At 74.4% G+C, this 19079-nt stretch carries 16 protein-coding genes and 1 pseudogene; 12 read left to right on the top strand and 5 right to left on the bottom strand.

Annotated elements, in window-relative coordinates; all coding sequences use genetic code 11:
• The first annotated feature begins 35 nt into the window (after positions 1-35).
• From ACH436_RS13990 to ACH436_RS13965, 6 genes and pseudogenes are all read left to right on the top strand, one after another.
• Entirely contained in the window at positions 36-575 is a 540-nt protein-coding gene (locus ACH436_RS13990; RefSeq protein ID WP_430560801.1) for a hypothetical protein, read from the top strand.
• Positions 576-621: 46 nt separating this feature from the next.
• Positions 622-1461 carry an SDR family oxidoreductase gene (locus ACH436_RS13985; protein ID WP_430560800.1) on the top strand — a complete coding sequence of 280 codons (840 nt, stop codon included), beginning with the start codon at positions 622-624 and terminating at the stop codon, positions 1459-1461.
• A 13-nt stretch (positions 1462-1474) separates the two neighbouring features.
• A pseudogene (locus ACH436_RS13980) lies at positions 1475-2470 on the top strand (proton-conducting transporter membrane subunit); the annotation flags it as partial.
• A gap of 643 nt (positions 2471-3113) precedes the next feature.
• Complete coding sequence (locus ACH436_RS13975) at positions 3114-4562, top strand: basic amino acid/polyamine antiporter (protein WP_430560799.1); 1449 nt, start codon at positions 3114-3116, stop codon at positions 4560-4562.
• A gap of 49 nt (positions 4563-4611) precedes the next feature.
• Positions 4612-5874 carry an arginine deiminase gene (locus ACH436_RS13970; RefSeq protein ID WP_430560798.1) on the top strand — a complete coding sequence of 421 codons (1263 nt, stop codon included), beginning with the start codon at positions 4612-4614 and terminating at the stop codon, positions 5872-5874.
• A gap of 60 nt (positions 5875-5934) precedes the next feature.
• Positions 5935-6390: a DUF2255 family protein gene (locus ACH436_RS13965; protein WP_430560797.1), complete on the top strand. Its 456-nt coding sequence runs from the start codon at positions 5935-5937 to the stop codon at positions 6388-6390.
• A gap of 36 nt (positions 6391-6426) precedes the next feature.
• On the opposite strand, the gene ACH436_RS13960 is transcribed toward ACH436_RS13965, so the two are convergent.
• Positions 6427-7935, bottom strand: a complete 1509-nt coding sequence (locus ACH436_RS13960) for a DUF222 domain-containing protein (RefSeq protein ID WP_430560796.1) — start codon at positions 7933-7935, stop codon at positions 6427-6429.
• Between the two features lie 170 nt (positions 7936-8105).
• Here ACH436_RS13960 and ACH436_RS13955 point away from each other — a divergent pair, with 170 nt between their 5' ends.
• From ACH436_RS13955 to ACH436_RS13930, 6 genes are all read left to right on the top strand, one after another.
• Positions 8106-9152, top strand: coding sequence for a S66 peptidase family protein (locus tag ACH436_RS13955; RefSeq protein ID WP_430560795.1), 1047 nt, complete (start codon positions 8106-8108; stop codon positions 9150-9152).
• A 194-nt stretch (positions 9153-9346) separates the two neighbouring features.
• The gene (locus ACH436_RS13950) at positions 9347-10486 is read left to right on the top strand and encodes a LacI family DNA-binding transcriptional regulator (protein WP_430560794.1); all 1140 of its coding nucleotides are present in this window, start codon (positions 9347-9349) and stop codon (positions 10484-10486) included.
• Positions 10483-11814 (top strand): ABC transporter substrate-binding protein, encoded by a 1332-nt coding sequence (locus ACH436_RS13945; RefSeq protein ID WP_430560793.1) that lies wholly within the window; start codon positions 10483-10485, stop codon positions 11812-11814. The genes ACH436_RS13950 and ACH436_RS13945 overlap by 4 nt, the downstream gene beginning before the upstream one ends.
• An 8-nt stretch (positions 11815-11822) precedes the next feature.
• A complete protein-coding gene (locus tag ACH436_RS13940; protein ID WP_430560792.1) occupies positions 11823-12776 on the top strand; it encodes a carbohydrate ABC transporter permease in 954 nt (317 codons plus the stop codon).
• Positions 12773-13696 (top strand): carbohydrate ABC transporter permease, encoded by a 924-nt coding sequence (locus tag ACH436_RS13935; RefSeq protein WP_430560791.1) that lies wholly within the window; start codon positions 12773-12775, stop codon positions 13694-13696. Before ACH436_RS13940 ends, ACH436_RS13935 begins: the two co-directional genes overlap by 4 nt.
• Before the next feature lie 53 nt (positions 13697-13749).
• A complete protein-coding gene (locus tag ACH436_RS13930; protein ID WP_430560790.1) occupies positions 13750-15882 on the top strand; it encodes a beta-galactosidase in 2133 nt (710 codons plus the stop codon).
• A gap of 15 nt (positions 15883-15897) precedes the next feature.
• Here ACH436_RS13930 and ACH436_RS13925 read toward each other — a convergent pair whose 3' ends face one another.
• The 4 genes from ACH436_RS13925 to ACH436_RS13910 form a co-directional block, all read right to left on the bottom strand.
• A complete protein-coding gene (locus ACH436_RS13925) occupies positions 15898-16674 on the bottom strand; it encodes an anti-sigma factor domain-containing protein (RefSeq protein ID WP_430560789.1) in 777 nt (258 codons plus the stop codon).
• On the bottom strand, positions 16658-17197 hold the full coding sequence (locus ACH436_RS13920; protein ID WP_430560788.1) for an RNA polymerase sigma factor: 540 nt from the start codon (positions 17195-17197) through the stop codon (positions 16658-16660). Before ACH436_RS13920 ends, ACH436_RS13925 begins: the two co-directional genes overlap by 17 nt.
• 140 nt (positions 17198-17337) lie before the next feature.
• Positions 17338-18027 (bottom strand): class F sortase, encoded by a 690-nt coding sequence (locus ACH436_RS13915; protein ID WP_430560787.1) that lies wholly within the window; start codon positions 18025-18027, stop codon positions 17338-17340.
• On the bottom strand, positions 18024-18935 hold the full coding sequence (locus tag ACH436_RS13910; RefSeq protein WP_430560786.1) for a DUF4397 domain-containing protein: 912 nt from the start codon (positions 18933-18935) through the stop codon (positions 18024-18026). Before ACH436_RS13910 ends, ACH436_RS13915 begins: the two co-directional genes overlap by 4 nt.
• Between the last annotated feature and the right edge of the window lie 144 nt (positions 18936-19079).

Raw genomic sequence — 19079 nt, 5'->3', positions numbered from 1 at the left:
GTGTCAACAGCCGACCACGGGCCTACCGTGCACGCATGACCCGAGCCTCCGACCGACGCGAGCGCCGCCGGGCCCGCCGCGACCAGCTCACGCCCGACCAGCGCGCCGACCGGCTCAAGGAGCGCGTGTACGTGACGTTCGCGGCCCTCGCCGTCGTGCTGGCGCTGCGGGGGCACGCCGAGGGCCTCACCCCCGGCCGGGCCGCGACCACCCTGCTCATCACCGTCGGCGGCACGCTGCTCGCCGTCTTCCTCGCCGACCTCGTGTCGCACGTCGTGGTGCACAACCACCTCCCGACGCGCGCCGAGGGCCGCCACATGGTGGGCGTCGTGTCCAGCGCCGGTGGCGTCGTCGTCCTGCCGCTCGTGTTCCTGTGGGTGGCCGCGGGCGGGGCATGGACGACGGACGGCGCGCTCGCCGCCTCGACCGTCGCGCTGGTCGCGAGCCTGGGCCTCGTCGGCTACGTGGCCGTGCGGCGTGCGGCGATCCCCACCTGGCAGAAGTGGCTCCTCCTGCTCGCCGAGGTGGCGCTCGGGATGGTGGTCGTGGCCCTCGAGGTGCTCGCGCACGGCTGAGCCCGCGGGGCAGGATGACGGACGAGGACGAGCGAGGGAGCGACGCATGGCGGGCAACGAGGTGACGGTCGTCGTCGGGGTCGGCGGCATGGGGGAGGAGATCGCGCGCCGCACGCCGGCGGGCCGGACGCTGCTGCTCGCGGACTACTCCGACGCGGCGGTGACGCGCGTGGCCGACGCGCTCGGCGACACCCACGACGTGCGGGTGCGCGTCGTCGACGTGTCCGAGCGGGAGTCGGTCGCGGAGCTCGCCGCCGAGGCCGCGTCGCTGGGGCCGGTGACGTCCGTCGTGCACACCGCGGGGCTCTCGCCGACCCAGGCGGCGGTCGGGCCGATCCTGGCCGTCGACCTGCTGGGCGTCGCGCACAGCCTGGACGAGCTCGGCGCCGTGGTCGCGCACGGCGGCGCCGGCGTGGTCATCGCGTCCATGGCGGGGTCGATGACCGTCGGGCGGCTGCCCGCCGGCGTCGAGGCCGCGCTCGCGAGCACCCCCACCGACGCGCTGCTCGACCTCCCGTTCCTCCGCGGGGACGCGATCGCCGACCCGGGCGCCGCGTACAGCATCGCGAAGCGCGCCAACCAGCTGCGCGTCCAGACGGCCAGCCTCGCCTGGGGGCGGCGCGGGGCCCGCGTGAACTCCGTGAGCCCCGGCGTGATCGGCACCCCGATGGGGGAGCAGGAGCTCCAGGGCGAGTCCGGGGCGGGGATGCGCGCGATGGTCGAGGCGTCCGGCACCGGCCGGCTCGGCCGGCCGGAGGACGTCGCCGCGGCCGTGGAGTTCCTGCTCGGGCCCGGCGCGTCCTTCGTCACCGGCACGGACCTGCTCGTCGACGGCGGCGTCGTCGCGGCCGTCCGGTCCGGGGCGCTCACGCTGCCGGGCGCCTGATGCCGGCCCGCGGATGACCTGGCTGCTGCTCGTCGCGCTCGCGGTGCCCGCGGTGGTGGCCGCGACGCTGCTGGTGCGCTCGTCGCGCGGCCCTGACCCGGACCCAGGCACCGACCCGGGCCCGGACGGCCTGCTCCGCGCGGCGCCGCTCGCCCTCGTCCCGGTCGTGGTGGTGGACCTGCTCGGCCCCGTCGGCGGCTCGGTGCTGCAGCTGGACCTCGTGGGGCGGCCCCTGCTCCTTTTCGTCGGGGTGCTGTACGCGGCGGCGCTCGCCCTCACCGCGCGGTCGGCGGACGCGCGGACGGCGTCGCGCAGCGGGCTGCTGCTGGTCGCGTTCGTCGGCACCGCGACCGTGCTGGTCGCGGCCGACGCGGTGACCTTCCTCGCCGGGTGCGTCGTGACGACGGTCGCCACGCACCGGCTGATCCTGCACCCGCGGACGGAGACGGCGCGTCGCGCGGGCCGGCTCTACCTCGTCCTGGCGGCGGCGAGCGACGTCGTGCTCTCCGCCGCCGTGGTGCTCGTGGTCGCGGCCGGCGGTCTCCGTCTGGCGGACGCGCCGGCGGCGGTCGCGGCCGCGCCCACCGGCGGGGTGGTCGTGGGGCTCCTCCTGCTGTCGTTCGGCATCAAGGCGGCCACCTTCCCGCTGCACGGGTGGCTGCCGATCGACGAGGCGGCGGCGTCCGTGCCGGTCGGGGCGGTGCTGAGCGGCACCGTGGTCAAGGTCGGCCTGGTGGGCTGGCTCCGCTTCCTGCCCCTGGGGCACGAGGCGATGCCGGGCTGGGGCACCGCGCTGGTCGTCGTCGCCCTCGTCGGGGCGTTCGGCGTCCTCGTGCCCGGCGTCCTCACCGACGACCCGGAGGTCTCCCTCGCGTACAGCACGGTGGGCCAGATGGGATTCCTCGCCATGGTCGTCGGGGTGGCGCTCGGCGCGCCCGACCTGGCGGAGGCGTGCATGCTCACCGCCGTCGTCTACGCCGTTCACCACGGCATGGCCAAGGGCGGCCTGATCATGGCGGTCGAGGTGTGGGAGCGGTACGGCGCCGGGCGCGCCCGCGCCGTGGTGCTCGGCGGCGCGTTCGTGCTCGCGCTCGGGATCACCGGCGCTCCGCTCGGTAGCGGTGCCGTGGCCAAGTACGCCGCCAAGCGGGCCGTCGGGGAGGCGCCGTTCCTCGTCGACGTCACGGCGGCTCTCCCGTTCGTCGCGACCGTCTCGACGCTGCTGCTCGTGCGCGCCTTCGTGCTGCTACGGGCCTCGGGGCACGCGGGGATGGCCGCGCCGGACGGCGGGCTGTGGTCCTGGGTCGCGCTCGCCGTGGGCGGGACCATCGGCACCTGGGCACTGGCAGGCCTGTGGCTGCCGCCCGAGAAGGTGCCGGACCTCGACGCGGTCACGGCCTGGAGCGCGGCGTGGCCGATCCTCCTCGGCCTGGCGGTCGCCGGGCTCGTCCTCGCCGCGCGCAGGCCGGCCTCCTGCCCGCGTGGACACGCACGCTGCGCATCCCCGCGGGGGACATCGTGGACGCCGTCGCGCGCCGGTGGGATCGCCCCGCCGACGCGCGGACCAGGCGCGACGGTGGAACGATCGGCCGCAGCACCCAGTAGGGCCACCCGGTGGGCCCACGGTCGGACCACCCAGGAGGGCATGGCGCATGGCGCAGCAGGACCCCGCGACGTCGACGGGCGGCACCACCAAGGTGTCGCTCCTGACCCTCACCGCGATGGTCGTCGGGTCCATGGTCGGCGCCGGGGTGTTCTCGCTGCCGCGCCGGTTCGCGCAGGAGACCGGCGTCATGGGCGCCCTCATCGCCTGGGTCGTGGCGGGCGCGGGCATGCTCATGCTGGCCTTCGTCTTCCAGCGGCTCGCGACGCGCAAGCCCGACCTCGACGCCGGCGTCTACGCGTACGCGAAGGCGGGCTTCGGCGAGTACACGGGCTTCTTCGCCGCCGCCGGCTACTGGGCCAGCGCGTGCGTCGGCAACGTCACCTACTGGGTGCTCATCATGTCGACGCTGGGGGAGTGGGTCCCCGCGCTGGGCGCCGGCGACACGGTGCTGGCGCTCGCGCTGTCCACCGTCGGGCTGTGGCTGTTCTTCCTGCTGGTGCGCCGCGGCATCAAGGAGGCGACGGCGATCAACCGGATCGTCACCGTCGCCAAGGTCATCCCCATCATCGTGTTCGTGTTGCTGGCGCTGTTCGTCTTCGACCCCCGGGTGTTCGCGGAGAACTGGGGCGGCGCCGACTACGCGGGCTCCCTGTTCGACCAGGTGCGCGGCACGATGCTGGTGACCGTGTTCGTGTTCCTCGGGGTGGAGGGCGCGAGCGTCTACTCCCGGCACGCGCGACGGCGCGAGGACGTCGGTCGGGCCACGATCCTCGGCTTCGTGAGCGTGTTCGCCATCTTCGCGTCGGTGACGATCGTGTCGTACGGCATCATGCCGATGGCCGAGATCGCCGAGCTGCGCCAGCCGTCGATGGCGGGGGTGCTCGAGGCGGCGGTCGGCGAGTGGGGCAGCGTCTTCGTCGGCGCGGGTCTCATCGTCTCCGTCCTCGGCGCCTACCTGGCGTGGACGCTGATGGCCGCCGAGGTGCTGTTCGTCGCCGCCAAGGACCGCGACATGCCGCGCTTCCTCGCGCGCTCGACCGACCGGGACGTGCCCGTCAACGCGCTGCTGCTCAGCACCTCCCTGTCGCAGGTCGTGCTGATCCTCACGTACTTCTCCGAGGACGCGTTCGACTTCGCGCTCGACATGACCGCCGTCATGACGCTCATCCCGTTCCTGCTCGCCGCGCTGTACGCGGTGAAGCTGCGCGCCACGCGCGAGACGTACGCGGGCGATCCTCCGTCCACGCTGCGCGGGGACCTGGTGATCACGGTCCTGGCGACCCTCTACACGGCCTTCCTCGTCTTCGCGGCCGGCCTCAGCCTCGTGCTCGTCTCGTTCCTCTTCTACGCCCCCGCCACGGTCCTGTTCGTCATGACCCGGCGTGAGCAGGGGCGCCGGGTCTTCACCCCCGGCGAGCTGGTGCTGTTCGTCGTGGTGGCGGCGATCGCCGTCGTCGCGGTGACCGGGCTGGTCGCCGGCTGGGTCTCGATCTGAGCGTCACCACCGCCGTCACCGTCCGCCGTCCGACCGAAAGGCACTCCCCATGACCACCGCTCCCTCCGTGCCCTCGCCCCCGGCCCACGGCGTCCACTCGGAGGTCGGCCGGTTGCGCAAGGTGCTGGTCTGCTCGCCCGGGCTGGCCCACGAGCGGCTCACCCCCACGAACTCCGACGACCTGCTGTTCGACGACGTCATGTGGGTGGAGTCCGCCCAGCGCGACCACCTGGACTTCGTCAACAAGCTCACCAACCGGGGCGTGGAGGTCGTCGAGCTGCACGACCTGCTGGCGCAGACGATGGCCATCCCCCAGGCGCGCTCGTGGCTGCTGGACCGCAAGGTGGTGCCGAACCAGGTGGGGCTGGGCCTCGTGGAGGGCACGCGCGCCTACCTCGACTCGCTGGCCGACCGCGAGCTGTCGCGCTTCCTCATCGGCGGGCTGTCGACGCACGACCTGCCCGAGGACTTCCGCAGCGACTATGTGAACCTGGCCCGCGAGTCCACCGGCACCCCCGAGTACCTGGTTCCGCCCCTGCCCAACACCCTGTACACCCGCGACACGACCTGCTGGATCTACGGCGGGCTCACGCTCAACCCGCTGTTCTGGCCGGCGCGCAAGGACGAGACGCTGCTGATGAAGGCGATCTACTCCTTCCACCCGGAGTACGTGGGCTCGCGCGTGTGGTGGGGCGACCCCGAGCAGGACTGGGCGCAGGCCACCATCGAGGGCGGCGACGTCATGCCGGTCGGCAACGGCACCGTCCTGGTGGGCATGAGCGAGCGCACCTCGCGGCAGGGCATCACCCAGTTCGCCAAGGCGCTGTTCGACGGCGGCGAGGTGCAGCAGGTCGTCGTGGCGGGGATGCCGCGACTGCGCGCCGCGATGCACCTGGACACGGTGTTCACGTTCGCCGACCGCGACCTCGTCACCGTGCACCCGACGATCGTCGACGGCATCCACGCCTTCACCCTCCGCCCGTCCGACGCGGCGCCCGGCGTGGAGGTGACGGACGAGGGCGACACCCCGTTCGTCGACGTCGTCGCCCGGTCGCTCGGCCTGCCGAAGCTCCGCGTGGTCGAGACGGCGGGCGACGTGTACGCCTCCGAGCGCCAGCAGTGGGACTCTGGCAACAACGCCGTCGCGCTCGAGCCCGGCGTCGTCTTCACGTACGACCGCAACACGCTCACCAACGCCGCGCTGCGCCGTGCCGGCGTCGAGGTCATCACCATCGTCGGGGCCGAGCTGGGCCGCGGGCGGGGCGGCGGGCACTGCATGACCTGCCCCATCTCGCGCGACCCGATCGACTGACGCAGGCGGCCCGGCGCCCGGCCCGGAATAACCGTGGCGCAGGTCACGGTTCGACCTGTCGTGAGCCTGCTGACCCGCACCGCCCCTGCCGCGCTCGACCTCGACCCCCTCGGCGACCTGCCGGCCGTGCGGATCGTGCCCGCGGGCGAACCCGGGACGGCGGCACGCGGCTGGGTGGTGCGCCTCGGCCGCGACCTGTACGTGCGCTCCGCCCCGGGCGGGGCCCGCGTGGCGGGCGGGCGCGCGCACCTGCAGGTCGACGGCGCGCGCCGACCCGTGCTGCTCGCCGAGGTGGCGCCCGAGCTCCACGCGCTGCTCGACGACGCTTACCTCGCGAAGTACGGCCGCTGCGCGCCGGAGAAGGTCGCCGCCGTGACGTCCGACGCCGCGGCCGCGAGCACCTTCCGGGTGCGCCCGCGGCGGGCGTCGTGGGCCGAGCGGGTCGACGCCGCGCTCGACGCCGTGCGCGGTGCCGCGCGCAGGGAGCCCGCCGAGCGGCCCTGCCCGACCTGCTAGCCGCGTCGAGCAGGCCAGAGGTGCGGGCCGGGCGACTCAGAACGGTGGCTCGGGGAGATCCGCGGGATCCGGTGGGATCAGCTCCCGGCCGGTGAGGTCCACAGGGTCGGCGACAGGGTCGCGAGAGACGCGTCCCGTCGGTGAGGTCCACACCAGGGTGCCGTCGGGCTCCTGTCGCACCCGCCAGCGCGTCTCGTGCTTCATCACGTGGTGGCGGCGGCAGAGGTGCGCCAGGTTGTCGGCCGTGGTCCCGCCGCCGTCGGCCCACGCGACCGTGTGGTCGACGTCGCAGCGTGCCGCGGGGCGCGTACAGCCCGGGAACCGGCAGGTGATGTCGCGGGCCTCCAGGTAGGTGCGCAGCGCAGCAGGGACGGCATACGTGCCGGCGTCGGTCGTCAGCAGCTCGCCGGAGACAGGATCGACCAGCAGCCGGCGCAGGGACGGCGCCTGGGCCGTGAGGAACGCGGCGACCTCGCAGCTGATCGCACCGTGGCCGGCCAGCTCTGCCGCCTCGTCCGTGCGGCCCAGCAGCGCCATGACCGGCACCGTGACCTGGACGCGCGGGGTGATCCGGCGGGTGTGGTCGGCAAGATCAGGGACGAGCCCGGCGGCCAGCTCGTCCGCCAGGCCCGGGGTGTCGGGCCCGGGGGTGCTCCGCCCTGCGGCGCTCGCGACGGGAGGCGTGGTGGCCGAGGGCCCCGCGCTGCCGTGGCGGGGAGCGGGCGAGGGCTCCGCCCCGGCCAGCAGCAGGGCGGCGCACGCGTCGGCGCGGAGCTGTGCGACGGTCCGCGAGTCCCCGGCCTCGCGGGCGGACCGCGCGGCGGCCGTCAGCCGGTCGAAGGCTGCGTGGGCGCTCGTGGCCGGAAGGTAGGCGCTGAGCCAGGCCATGCCGTCGGCCGCGGGGTCGACGAACACCGCGCGCTTCTGAGCGGCTCGGTCGTGCCGGAGGGTGAACGGTTCCGGGTGTGCCCGGTCACGGGCGCGCCGGAGGAAGGCCCGGAACTGGGCGGGGGTGGCCGTGGCGGCTCGCGGCAGCGCCTCGGCCTGCACGGCGGCCCGGGCCTGGGCGTCGGGGAGGTCGGCGAGCACGTCGGCCAGAGCCGTGGCGTGCCGGGCCCCGATCCGCCCGCGGCAGAGCTGGGCCAGCGTGGCGGCGCCCGACGAGGTCAGCATCCGCGCGGTCTCCACGACGTGGTCGGCCTGCTGTTCGGAGAGGTGCAGCGTGGTCGCGACGTCGGCGTTGAACGCCCGCCGGGCCAGCTCGTGCCGCCGGGACACACCTGCCCGCTGCACCCGCAGCTGTTCGCCCGCCAGCAGGTCCGGCTCGCACCGGACAGCCGCTCGACGGGCCCGCTCGACGGCGAGGAGCTTCTCACCCTCCAGGGCGTTGATCCGCGCCTGGAGGTGCGCCGCGTCGGTGAGGGCGGCCGCGACGTCGTGCACCGTCGTCGGGCCGCTCGGGGAGAGCACGCCGTCCCACGGGGAGGTCGTCACCGGCAGCTCGTCGAGCACGACGTCGGGCACACCGTCTAGCACAGCGGTCATGCTCGTCGTCACCACCTCTCTGTCGCTCGGGAACCTCGCTCCGGGTCGAACATGTGTTCGATCCTAGCCGTCGCCGAGGCCCTGTGGCCAGGCCCGACGTCCGCCTGTGGACAGACGCTCGGCGGCCAAATCTCGTTGCCGCGGCAGCCGGCGTCGGGCACAGTCCGCACATGACGATCCGCTACCCCCGGCCCCTGCGTCCCGGCGACACGATCGGGGTGACCGCGCCGTCAGCGGGCGTGGAGCCGCGGCTCCAGGCACGGCTGCGCCACGCGGCCGACGGAGTGCGGGCCGAGGGGTACGAGGTGCGCCTGGGGAAGACGCTCTCGGGTGCGGGGATCGTCAGCGCGCCTGCCGAGGTGCGGGCCGCCGAGCTCACCGCGATGCTCACGGACCCGGCGGTGCGCGCCGTCGTGCCGCCGTGGGGCGGCGAGCTCGCCACGGACCTGCTGGGTCGGCTCGACTGGGACGCGCTCGCTGCCGACCCGACGTGGCTGGTCGGTTTCTCCGACACCTCGACGCTCCAGCTGCCGCTGACCCTGCGCACGGGCGTCGCGACCCTGCACGGCCAGAACCTCATGGACACCCCGTACACCGTGCCCGACGGCGTCCTGGGCTGGTGGGAGGTCGCGGCGTCGGCCCGGGCGGGCGAGGCGCTGGTGCAGCGCTCGCCGCGGCGGTTCCGGTCGCGGTCGCAGGGCTGGGACGACTACGAGAACGAGCCCGAGGTGTCGACGTGGACGCTCGACGCCGAGGGCCCCTGGCTGCGTCTCGACGGCGCGGACCCGGCCGCGCCGGTGGACGTCCGGGGCAGGCTGGTCGGCGGCTGCCTGGAGACGGTGTCGTTGCTGGCCGGCACCCCGTACGGCGACGTGCGGCGGTTCGCGGCGGAGCACGCGCCCGAGGGGCTGGTCGTGTATCTCGACATCCTCGAGTGGGAGGCGCTCGAGGTCGGCCGGGCGCTGTGGGCGATGCGCCATGCCGGGTGGTTCGACGCCGCGCACGCGGTGCTGGTGAGCCGGACGTACGCGCCGGACTCGGAGGGCTTCACCCAGCACGACGCGGTGCGCGACGCGCTCGGTGACCTCGGGATCCCGCTGCTCGCCGAGGTCGAGTGCGGGCACGTGCCCCCGTACCTCGCGCTGGTGAACGGCGCGCTCGCGCGCGTGCAGCACGGGGCCGGCGCGTCGGTGATCACCCAGCGCCTGGTGCCGTAGCCGACGGTCCCGCGACATGGTCGAGCACGCCGTCGAGCACCGCGTCGAGCACGGCGTCGTGCGTGCGACGAGGCGCGACCGCGTCGACCAACGAACATGCCACCAGGGCTTGACTACGTAGTCAGCGCCGTGCCAGTCTCCCTCCCTATGACGGTCTGACTACGTAGTCAGGCTCCGGCGGCGAAGGAGCCAGGATGTCCGAGAGAGCACGCAGGGGAGCGGTGCGCCCGCCCGCCATGGTCGACGTGGCGCGGTTGGCCGAGGTGTCCCAGAAGACGGTGTCGCGCGTCGTCAACGGTGAGCCCAACGTCTCGGCGGACGTCCGCGAGCGCGTGCAGGCAGCCATCGAGGAGCTGGGCTTCCGGCCCAACGGTGCCGCCCGCGCCCTGGTCACCGCCCGCTCCCGGGTCATCGGGTTCGTCTCCACCGGCAGCGCCCTGTTCGGGCCGAGCCAGATGGCCGTCGGGGTCGAGCAGGCGGCGCGCGAGGCGGGCTACGCGGTGGCCGTGGTGCACACCCGCTCCGGCGACCCGAGCGACGTCGGCGACGCCCTCGACGAGCTCGCCGCCCGGGGCGTCGACGGCATCGTCGTCTCCGAGCCCGCCGACAGCCTGCGGCCCGTGCACCGCACGCCCGCCGGCGTGCCCGTGCTCGCCCTGGAGCACCGTCCCGAGGAGTCCGACGAATGGATCCTCGTCGGCGCGGACGACCGCGCCGGTGCGCGCGCCGCGACGGAGCACCTGCTCGGGCTCGGGCACCGCACCGTCTGGCACGTGGCGGGGCCGCAGGGCTGGGGCACCACCCAGAACCGCCGCATCGGCTGGGAGGAGGCGCTCGTCGAGTCGGGCTGCCCGGTCCCCGAGGTGATCCGGGGCGACTGGAGCCCGGCCTCGGGCTACGAGGCGGGCGTGGTGCTCGCCACCCGGCCGGACCTCACGGCCGTCTTCGTCGCCAACGACGACATGGCGATCGGGCTGGTCCGCGCCCTCGAGCGCGCGGGGCTCTCGGTGCCGCGCGACGTGAGCGTCGTCGGGTTCGACGACGTGGCCGCCGCGGCCTACCAGCACGTACCCCTCACCACCGTGCGGCAGGACTTCGCGGAGATCTCCCGCCAGGGCATGCGCCGTCTGCTCGCGGCGATCGAGGGCCGTCCCGTCCCGTCGCGCCGGACCGCTGTGCCCGTGCACCTGGTCGTGCGCGACTCGACGGCGGCCCCGCACCCCGACCGCGGCCCGGTGCGGCCGGCACACCCCGGCGCGGGCGCCGGGCTCAGCATCGCGAGCCCCCTGGCGGGCATCCCCACCGACATCCTCGACGAGGAGGACCCCTCATGACGCTCTCCCGGCGCGACCTGCTGCGGGGCGCGCTCGCGCTCGGCTCCGCCGCCGCCCTCGGCCCGGCCGTCGCGGGCTGCGCGACGCGCACCGCCGCCGCCCCCCTGGCCTCCGGCGCCGTCGACCTGAAGTTCTGGACCCACGACCAGGGCTACGTCGACTTCTTCACCGAGGCGATCGAGGTCGCGGACCGGGCGACGTCCTTCCGCTACGCGCTCGACCCGACGCAGATCGGCGCGAACGACCTCGTCACCAAGCTCATCGCGCAGGCGGTCGCCGGCCGCGGCACGCCGGACGTGGCGGGCCTGGAGATCGGCAACTTCGCGCGGCTGCTGCGCGGCGACCTGGCCCCCGAGCTGCTCGCACCGATGGACGACGCCGTCGCCGACGTCCGTGACGACCTCATCGAGGCCCGGCTGGCGCCGTTCAGCCGCGACGGCCACCTGTACGCGCTCGACTCCGACGTGCCGATGGTCGTCTACTACCGGCGCGAGGACCAGTTCGCCGAGCACGGCATCCCCACCGACGTCGAGTCGTGGGAGGAGCTCGCGAAGGTCGGCGCCCGGCTGCACGAGAAGACCGGGCAGTCGCTCGGCGCGGTCGCCACCGGCACCGACCTCAACCAGGTGGTGCAGCTGTTCTGGATGCTGCTGCTCCAGCGCGGCGGCGGCCTGTTCGACGCCGACGGCGCGCTCACGATCGAGACGCCGGAGGCCGAGGAGGTCCTGGCGTTCCTCGTGGACGGCGTGCAGTCGGGCTTCCTGACCACCGTCTCGGACGTGTACGGCCCGTCCATGCAGACCGCGCTCAAGCAGGGCAAGGTCATCGGCCTGTGGATGGCCAACTGGTACGAGGGTTTTGGGCTCAAGCCCAACGTCCCCGAGCAGGCCGGGGCCTGGCGCATCGGGCCACTCCCGCCGTTCGAGGGCGGCGGGGGGCGCACCGCCGTCGGCGGGGGCACCGGCTTCGCCGCGATCACCGGGTCGCCGTCCACCGAGGCCGCCACGCAGTTCGTCGCGGCCGCCTACCTCGACCCGGACCAGCAGGTGCGCCGGTTCGCGGAGCTCGGCTACCTGCCCACCCGCCGCTCGGTCTACGACGACCCGCGCCTGCTCGCCGTCGAGGACGAGTACCTGGGCGGCCAGCGCACGTTCGAGGTGTTCGCCGACCTCGTCGACGAGGCGCCCGCCGTCTACCTCAGCCCTGACATCCAGATCCTGCAGACCGTCCTGTCCGGCGCGCTCGTCGACGCCTACCGCGGGCGCCGGTCGCCCGCGGAGGCGCTGTCCGGCGCCGCCGAGACGTTCCGCAGCCAGGCCGCCCGATAGGGGTCCCCATGTCCACCGCCACGACCACCGCCCCCGCGCGCGCCGTCGCCCCTGCCCCCCGGAGCGTCCGCGGCACCCGGCGCACCGCGCCGTCGGCCGCCACCCAGCGTGCGCCCTACCTCTTCATCGCGCCGTTCTACCTGCTGTACGTGCTGTTCATGATCGTGCCGATCCTCGCCGCGCTGTACCTCAGCCTGACCTCCTGGGTGGGCCTCGGGACGCCCGAGCTCGTCGGCCTGCGCAACTACGCGGGCCTGCTCACCGACTCCAGCTTCTGGACGGCGGCGGGCAACTCCGGGATCTACGTCCTCGTGTCCGTCGTGCTCGTCGTCCCGTGCGCGCTGCTCGTCGCGCAGGCGCTCAACGCGAAGGGCTTGCGGGCACGCGACCTGTTCCGCGTCACGTACTTCGTGCCGATGGTCGTCTCGCCCATCGTCGTCGCGCTGATCTTCTCGATGCTGCTCGACACCGAGTACGGGCTGGTCAACAGCATCCTGCACGCGCTGTTCGGCCTGCCCGGGGTCGACTGGCTGACCGACCCGAGCTGGGCGAAGGCGTCGGTGAGCTTCGTGCTCCTGTGGCGCTGGGTCGGCTACCTGACGATCTTCTTCCTCGCCGGCCTGCAGGCGGTGCCGCGCGAGCTCTACGAGGCGGCGGAGCTCGACGGCGCGGGCGCCGTCCGGAAGTTCACCACGGTGACGCTCCCGGCCATCAAGCCCGTCACCGCGTTCGTCGTCGTGACCTCGTTCATCAGCGCCGCCCAGCTCTTCGACGAGCCCTACCTCCTCACCCGCGGCGGGCCCGGCGAGGCGACGCTGTCGGTCGCGATGTTCATCTACCGCGCCGCGTTCGAGCGCCAGCAGTTCGGGTACGCCGCCGCCGCGGGCGTCGTCCTGTTCGTCATCGTGTTCGCCGTCAGCCAGCTGCTCAACCGGGCGCTGCAGATCGGGAGGGCCGCATGAGCGCCACGACCGTCACCACCCCCGCCCGGCCGGCCCGCGCGACGTCCGGCCCGGCGCCGCACCGCCCGCGCCGACCGCGCCGACCGGAGGGCACCAGCCTCCTCACCCCGCGCCGGGTCGCGCTGTACTGCCTGCTTGTCGTGCTGCTCGCCGTCTTCGTGCTGCCGCTGCTGTTCGCGCTGTCCGGGTCGTTCAAGCCGCGCGCCGACATCTTCGGCGAGCCGCTGCGCCTGATCCCCACCACGGCGACGCTGGAGAACTACGCGAACCTGCTGAGCAGCCAGCCGTTCTGGAGCTGGTTCGGCATGAGCGTCGGCGTCGCCACCGTCGCGACCGTCGTCTCCGTGTTCGTCTGTGCGCTCGCCGGCTTCGGCTTCGCCAAGTACCGCTTCCGCGGCAAGCAGGCCCTGTTCACGGTGATGTTCAGCTCGCTCGCGGTGCCGTTCGCCGTCATCCTCGTGCCGCTGTTCGTGCTGCTCGTCAAGACCGGGCTCGGCACGCCGTGGTTCGCGCTCATCGTGCCGTGGGTGGCGCCGGCGTTCGGCATCTTCATGATGCAGCAGTACATCGTGCAGTCCGTGCCCGACGAGATCCTCGAGGCCGCCCGCATCGACGGCTGCTCGGAGTTCCGCATCTTCCTGCGCGTGGTGCTGCCGCTGCTGCGGCCGTCGCTCGGGGCGCTCGCCGTGTGGAGCTTCCTGCAGTCGTACAACAGCTTCCTGTGGCCGCTGGTCATGGTCTCCGACGTGCAGCAGTACACGCTGCCGCTGGGCCTCAACATCCTCTACGCGTCGGAGAACAAGGCGTTCGACCTCGTGCTGCCCGGCGCCGTCCTCGCGTCCGTGCCGATGATCATCGTCTTCCTCCTGCTGCGCAAGCAGCTCCTGGAGGGCCTGTCCGCGGGGGCCGTGAAGGGCTGACCGCCCTGCCCCGCCACCCACCTGCCCCACCGTCCCCCGTCACGAAGGACACCATGACCGACCACCCGCCGCCCAAGGTCCTCTTCGGCGCCGCCTACTACCTCGAGTACCAGCCCACGCCCCGCCTGGAGGAGGACCTCGACCTCATGGTCGAGGCGGGCTTCTCCGTCATCCGCGTGGGGGAGTCCGTCTGGTCGACGTGGGAGCCGGAGGACGGCCGGTTCGACCTCGACTGGCTGCAGCCGGTGCTCGACGGCGCGCACGAGCGCGGGATCGCCGTCGTCCTCGGCACCCCCACGTACGCGGTGCCGATGTGGCTGGCGCGCAAGTACCCGGAGATCGCAGGGGAGCGGTCCACGGGCGACCGCATCGGGTGGGGCGCCCGGCAGGAGGCCGACTTCACGCACCCGGCGTTCCGGTTCCACGCCGAGCGCGTGGTGCGCAAGGTCGTCGGGCGGTACGCGGACCACCCGGCCGTCATCGGGTACCAGGTGGACAACGAGCCCGGCAACGAGCTCTTCTTCAACCACGGCGTCTTCCAGCGCTTCGTCGACGAGCTGCGGCACACCTACGGCACGGTGGACCGCCTCAACGCCGAGTGGGGCCTCACCTACTGGTCGCACCGGCTCTCCACGTGGGCCGACCTGTGGACGCCCGACAACAACGCCCAGCCGCAGTACGACCTCGCCTGGCGACGCTTCCAGGCCCGGCTCACCACCGAGCTCATCGAGTGGCAGGCGTCGGTCGTCAAGGAGTACGCGCGACCCGGCCAGTTCGTCACCACGTGCATGGCCTACGACCGTCCCGCCCTCGAGGACGACGCCGTGGGCGACGTCCTCGACCTCACGTCGGGCAACGCGTACTACCGGATGCAAGACCACCTGGCGCTGCCCGACCCTGCCCACCCGGACACCGAGCAGTCGTGGCACACGGCCGGCACCTGGACCGTCTACCGCACCGCCGACCGCATGTGGTCGTCGCGGCAGGAGCCGTTCCTCGTCACGGAGACGGACGCGGCGTCGATCTGGGGCTCCAGCCTCAACGAGACCGCGTACGACGGGCAGTGGCGCCAGGCCGCCTGGGCGCTGGTGTCCCGCGGCGCCTGCGCCATCGAGTACTGGCACTGGCACACCCTGCCCTACGGCACGGAGACCTACTGGGGCGGCGTGCTGCCGCACAGCAACCGGCCCGGGCGCGTCTACCGGCAGGTCGCGGACCTCGGCCAGGACCTCCAGCGTGCGGGGGGCGACGTCGTCGGCCTGCTGCCCGAGGCGGACCTGGGCATCCTCTACGCCAACGACTCCAAGTGGGCGCTCGCGTTCCAGCCGCCGTTCGGGGGCACCGAGCCCGACGCCCGCTCGTACGAGCGCATCGTCGACGCCTGGTACCGCGCCGCGTTCGACGCCCGCCGCCAGGCGCGCGTGATCCACCCGCGGCACCTGTTCGACCGCACCCCGGCGGACGCGGTCGCCGAGCTGCCCGTGCTCGTGGTGCCGGGCTTCTACGTGGCCTCCGACGAGCAGCTCGACTGGCTGCGGGACTACGCCGCCGTCGGGGGGCACCTGGTGCTCGGCATCCGCACCGGCTACGCCGACACCGAGGCCCGCGCGCGCGCCGACCGCCAGCCGGCCCGGCTCGCCGAGGCCGCCGGGGTGTCGTACGACGAGTTCTCCACCGTCGGCTCGCTGCCCGTGCGGGGCGGGGCCCTCGACCTGCCCGACGGCGCGAGCGCCGGCCGCTGGGTGGACGGCCTGGTGGCCGACGAGGGCACGGAGGTGCTCGCCGGTTACGAGCACCCGCACTTCGGCCGGTGGCCAGCCGCCACGACCCGCGCGCACGGCGACGGCCGCATCACGGTGGTCGGCACCCACCCGGACCCGGCGCTCGGCGAGGCGCTGGTGCGCTGGGCGGTCCCGGAGGCGGCCGCCGACGCGTGGGTGGCGGCCACGGACCGGCCGGAGTCGGTGACGGTCACGGGCGGCCTCGACCCCGACGGCGAGCACGGGCCGGTGCGGTTCGTGCACCACTGGGCGTGGGGGACGGCGACGCTCACCCTGCCCGTCGACGTCGAGGACCTGCTCGCCGAGCGCGGCACGGACGGCAAGCGCCCCGTGCTCGCGGCCGGCACCGAGCTGGTCCTCGGCGACTGGGACGTGCGCGTGCTGCGGGAGGTCACCGGGGCCTGACGGGCCGCGGACCCGTCACGTGGCGAGGGACCCGCGGACCACCGAGTCGCCGGAGTGCGCGGGATCGCCGTCGAGATGCTCCTCGGAGACGTCGACCACGGAGTAGGCAGCGAGATCCAGCCCTTCGGGCACGTCGAACCGTCCCTGGTCGTCCTCGAGGACGCCGAGGCTCACGAGCCCGCTCACGTCGGGCTTCAGGAGCCACACCTCGCGGTAGGTGCCCGCCGGCGCGGGAGCGTCCACGGTCACCAGGATCTGGCGCCGTCCGTCCGCGGTGGTCTGCAGCACGGCCTCCCCCGAGGAGCCCGCCCAGTCGGGCAGCGGGTCGAGGACGGTGCTCGCGACCGTCGTCTCCGCCGGTTCGAGGGTGCGGCGCTCCCAGAGCACGCCCCCCGCCACCCCGAGGACGAGCGCCGTGCACGCGGCGACGAGGACGGGCCACCAGGCGCGGCGGCCGCGCCGGGCGGCCAGCTCGTCGGGGACGGCGGCCGGCTCGTCGGGGACGGCGGCGTCCACCTCGCCGGGCGGCGTGCGCGGTGCGTCGGGGGGAGGCAGGACGGCGGGGACCGCGGTCAGCGCGAGCTCGTCGTGGACGCGGGCCCACACGGCGGGGTCGGGGGGCACCAGCTCGGGCGCGGTCCCCGACCGCCGCGCTCCCGTCGTGACGCGGGTGAGGTCCTGGGCCGTCCGCGCGCAGGTGGGGCACGTGTCGAGGTGGGCGCGCTGCTCCGGCTCGAGCACGTCCTCGCCGAGCGCGTAGAGCGCGAGCGTCTCGTCATCGATGTGCGGCATCGTCCACCTCCAACCGGTCCCGGAGCCGCAGGAGGCCCCGCCGTACGTGACTCTTGACGGTACCGAGCGGCAGACCGGTCTCCTGCGCGATCTGCGTGTGCGTGAGCCCCCGGAAGAACGCCAGCCGCAGGATGGTGCCGGCGGGGTCCCCCAGCAGCCGGAGCTCGTCCTCGATCACGATCCGGTCGGCGACACGGTCCACCGGCGACTCCGTGACCGGCGCCGGCGTCGCCAGCGTGGCGGCGTCCTGCGAGCGGCGCACCCGGGCCCGGGCCTCGTGGGCGTCGGCGACGGCGTGCCGGGTGATCCCCACCAGCCACGCGGGCAGCCGGGACCGCTCAGGGTCGTACCGGTGGCGCCCGCGCCAGGCCGAGACGAAGACCTGTTGCGTGACGTCCTCGGCGTCCGTGCGGGAGCCGAGCGAGCGCAGCGCCATCGTGTGCACGAGCGCCGCCCACCGGCGGTAGGCCTCCGCGAGCGCGACCTCGTCCCCGGCCGCGAACCGTTCCCCGAGCCGCCGCACGTCGACGCCCGCGTCCTCGGTCTCGGCGTCGTCGCGGTTCAGGGCGTGTCCTCGGGGTGGGCCAGGGTCCGCGGCCGACGGACGTCCGCGGTGACACGGCCGATCGTAGGACCGGCCGGCACGGCCGGCCAGCGCTCCGCTCACCGGCGGGGCACCGCGGTGACGACGACGTTGTCCGTGTACGAGCGGGCGTCCGCGTCCCACCGCCCGCCGCAGGTGACGAGGAGCAGGCGCGGCCGGCCGGACCGGTCGAACAGCCGGTCGGTCGCGACGTCGGCCTTCGCCGTGGACTCGCTCCGTTCCACTGTGTAGGTGTGCGTGGCGCCGTCGGAGGTGCGGACGCGCACGGTGGTGCCCGGCTCGGCCGCGACGAGGCGGGCGAACGGCCCCACGCTGTCCTCGTCGTCGACGTGCGCGGCGACGACCGTGGCGCCGGCGGTGCTGGCGGGCGCGGAGCCGAACCGGTACCAGCCGGCGACGTCGGCCGACCCGGGCAGGTCCATGCGGCCCTGCTCGTCGACGCCGACCGCGCGCACGCGGACGTCGAGGTCCAGCGCGGGGACCTCGACGCGGGTCGGCGCCGCCGGGGGCGGGGCCGGGACGTCGCGCGCGGGCCGGACGGGCACGCGGGCGACCCCTCCGGCGGGTGCGGCGCCGGGCGACGCCGCGGGCGTGCTGGTGACCTGCGGAGGCGGGTCCTGCACGGCCACGGGCCGGTGCTCGGCGGGCGGGGCGCACGCGGACAGCACGAGCGCGAGCGCGACCGCCACGGCGCGGGAGGCGGCGGTGCCGACCTCCCGCGCCGCGGCGGAGCGGGCGTGCGACGTCATCGGCGGGTCGCACCCGGCCGGTGAGCGTGCTCGCGGGCGTGCACCCGGGTCGCCCGGACGAGCTCGTACGCCGCGATCACGAGGAACATGACCACGAACGCGCTGCCCGTCAGCAGGGCGACCGTGCTGAAGGTGCTGCTCGGCGCCTGGAGGTCGGACGCGGCACCGGCCGCGAGGCCGGACACGCCCGCGGGCACGCCGTCGGGCGAGGAGTGGAGCCCGTCGACCGTCTGGGTGGCGAGGGCCAGCGTGTCGTCGTCGAGGCTGCCCCAGGCGTACACGATCGTGTTGACGCCCTCGGCGACCTCGACGTCCGTGGGCCCGAGCACGGGCTCGGTCGTGCCCGCGGCGGCGACCGCCGCCGACACGGTCCCGGCCGGCAGGTCGAGGGACTTCTCCTCCGGGTTCGCCAGCCCGCTGACCACCGCCTCGCCCCCGGCGAGGACGTCCACGGCCGGCGCGGCGGCGACGTGCCGCACGGTGAGGCGGCCCTCGCCGGCGGCCGTGGCGGACGTGTCGTTGGTGAAGAGCGTGGCGGTCGGCCCGCCGTCGGCGTCCAGGTGCGCGACGGTGGTGTAGTTCCCGCCGGCCTCGAGGTCGAGGTCGATCGGGCCGATCACGGGATCGCTCGTGTCCTCGGCGTCCGGGGCGGTGATCGCGACGGAGTACGTCCCCGCCGGCAGGTCGAGCGGACCCGCCATGTCCCCGGGCTGGAAGTCGTCGACCGTGAGCTCGTCGTCCACCCAGACGTCCACGGGGGTGTCCGGGACGCCGTGCATCACGGAGAGCACGGCCCCGTCGTCGGTGGCCGCGACGGCCGTCCCTGCGGCGCCTGCGGCGGACAGCGCCAGCGCGGCCAGGGTGGTTGCTCCCACGAGTGCGGCGTTGCGTCGTGCGGTGCGTTCCATGGTGTCCTCCCGATGTGGTGGCCCCCGTCGGCGGCGGCCCGGTCCTGACACCTCTTCTTCCGGCGGGAGGCGGCCCCTGGATGCACTGTGGTTGATGCTTGTATTTCTTTCCTGGCTAGCGGTCTGGTGGACGAGTCGTCGTGG

The sequence above is a fragment of the Isoptericola sp. NPDC019693 genome (genome assembly GCF_044389085.1).
In the GTDB taxonomy this organism is placed as follows: Bacteria; Actinomycetota; Actinomycetes; order Actinomycetales; family Cellulomonadaceae; genus Isoptericola.
This window is presented reverse-complemented; position numbering and strand designations above follow the sequence as displayed.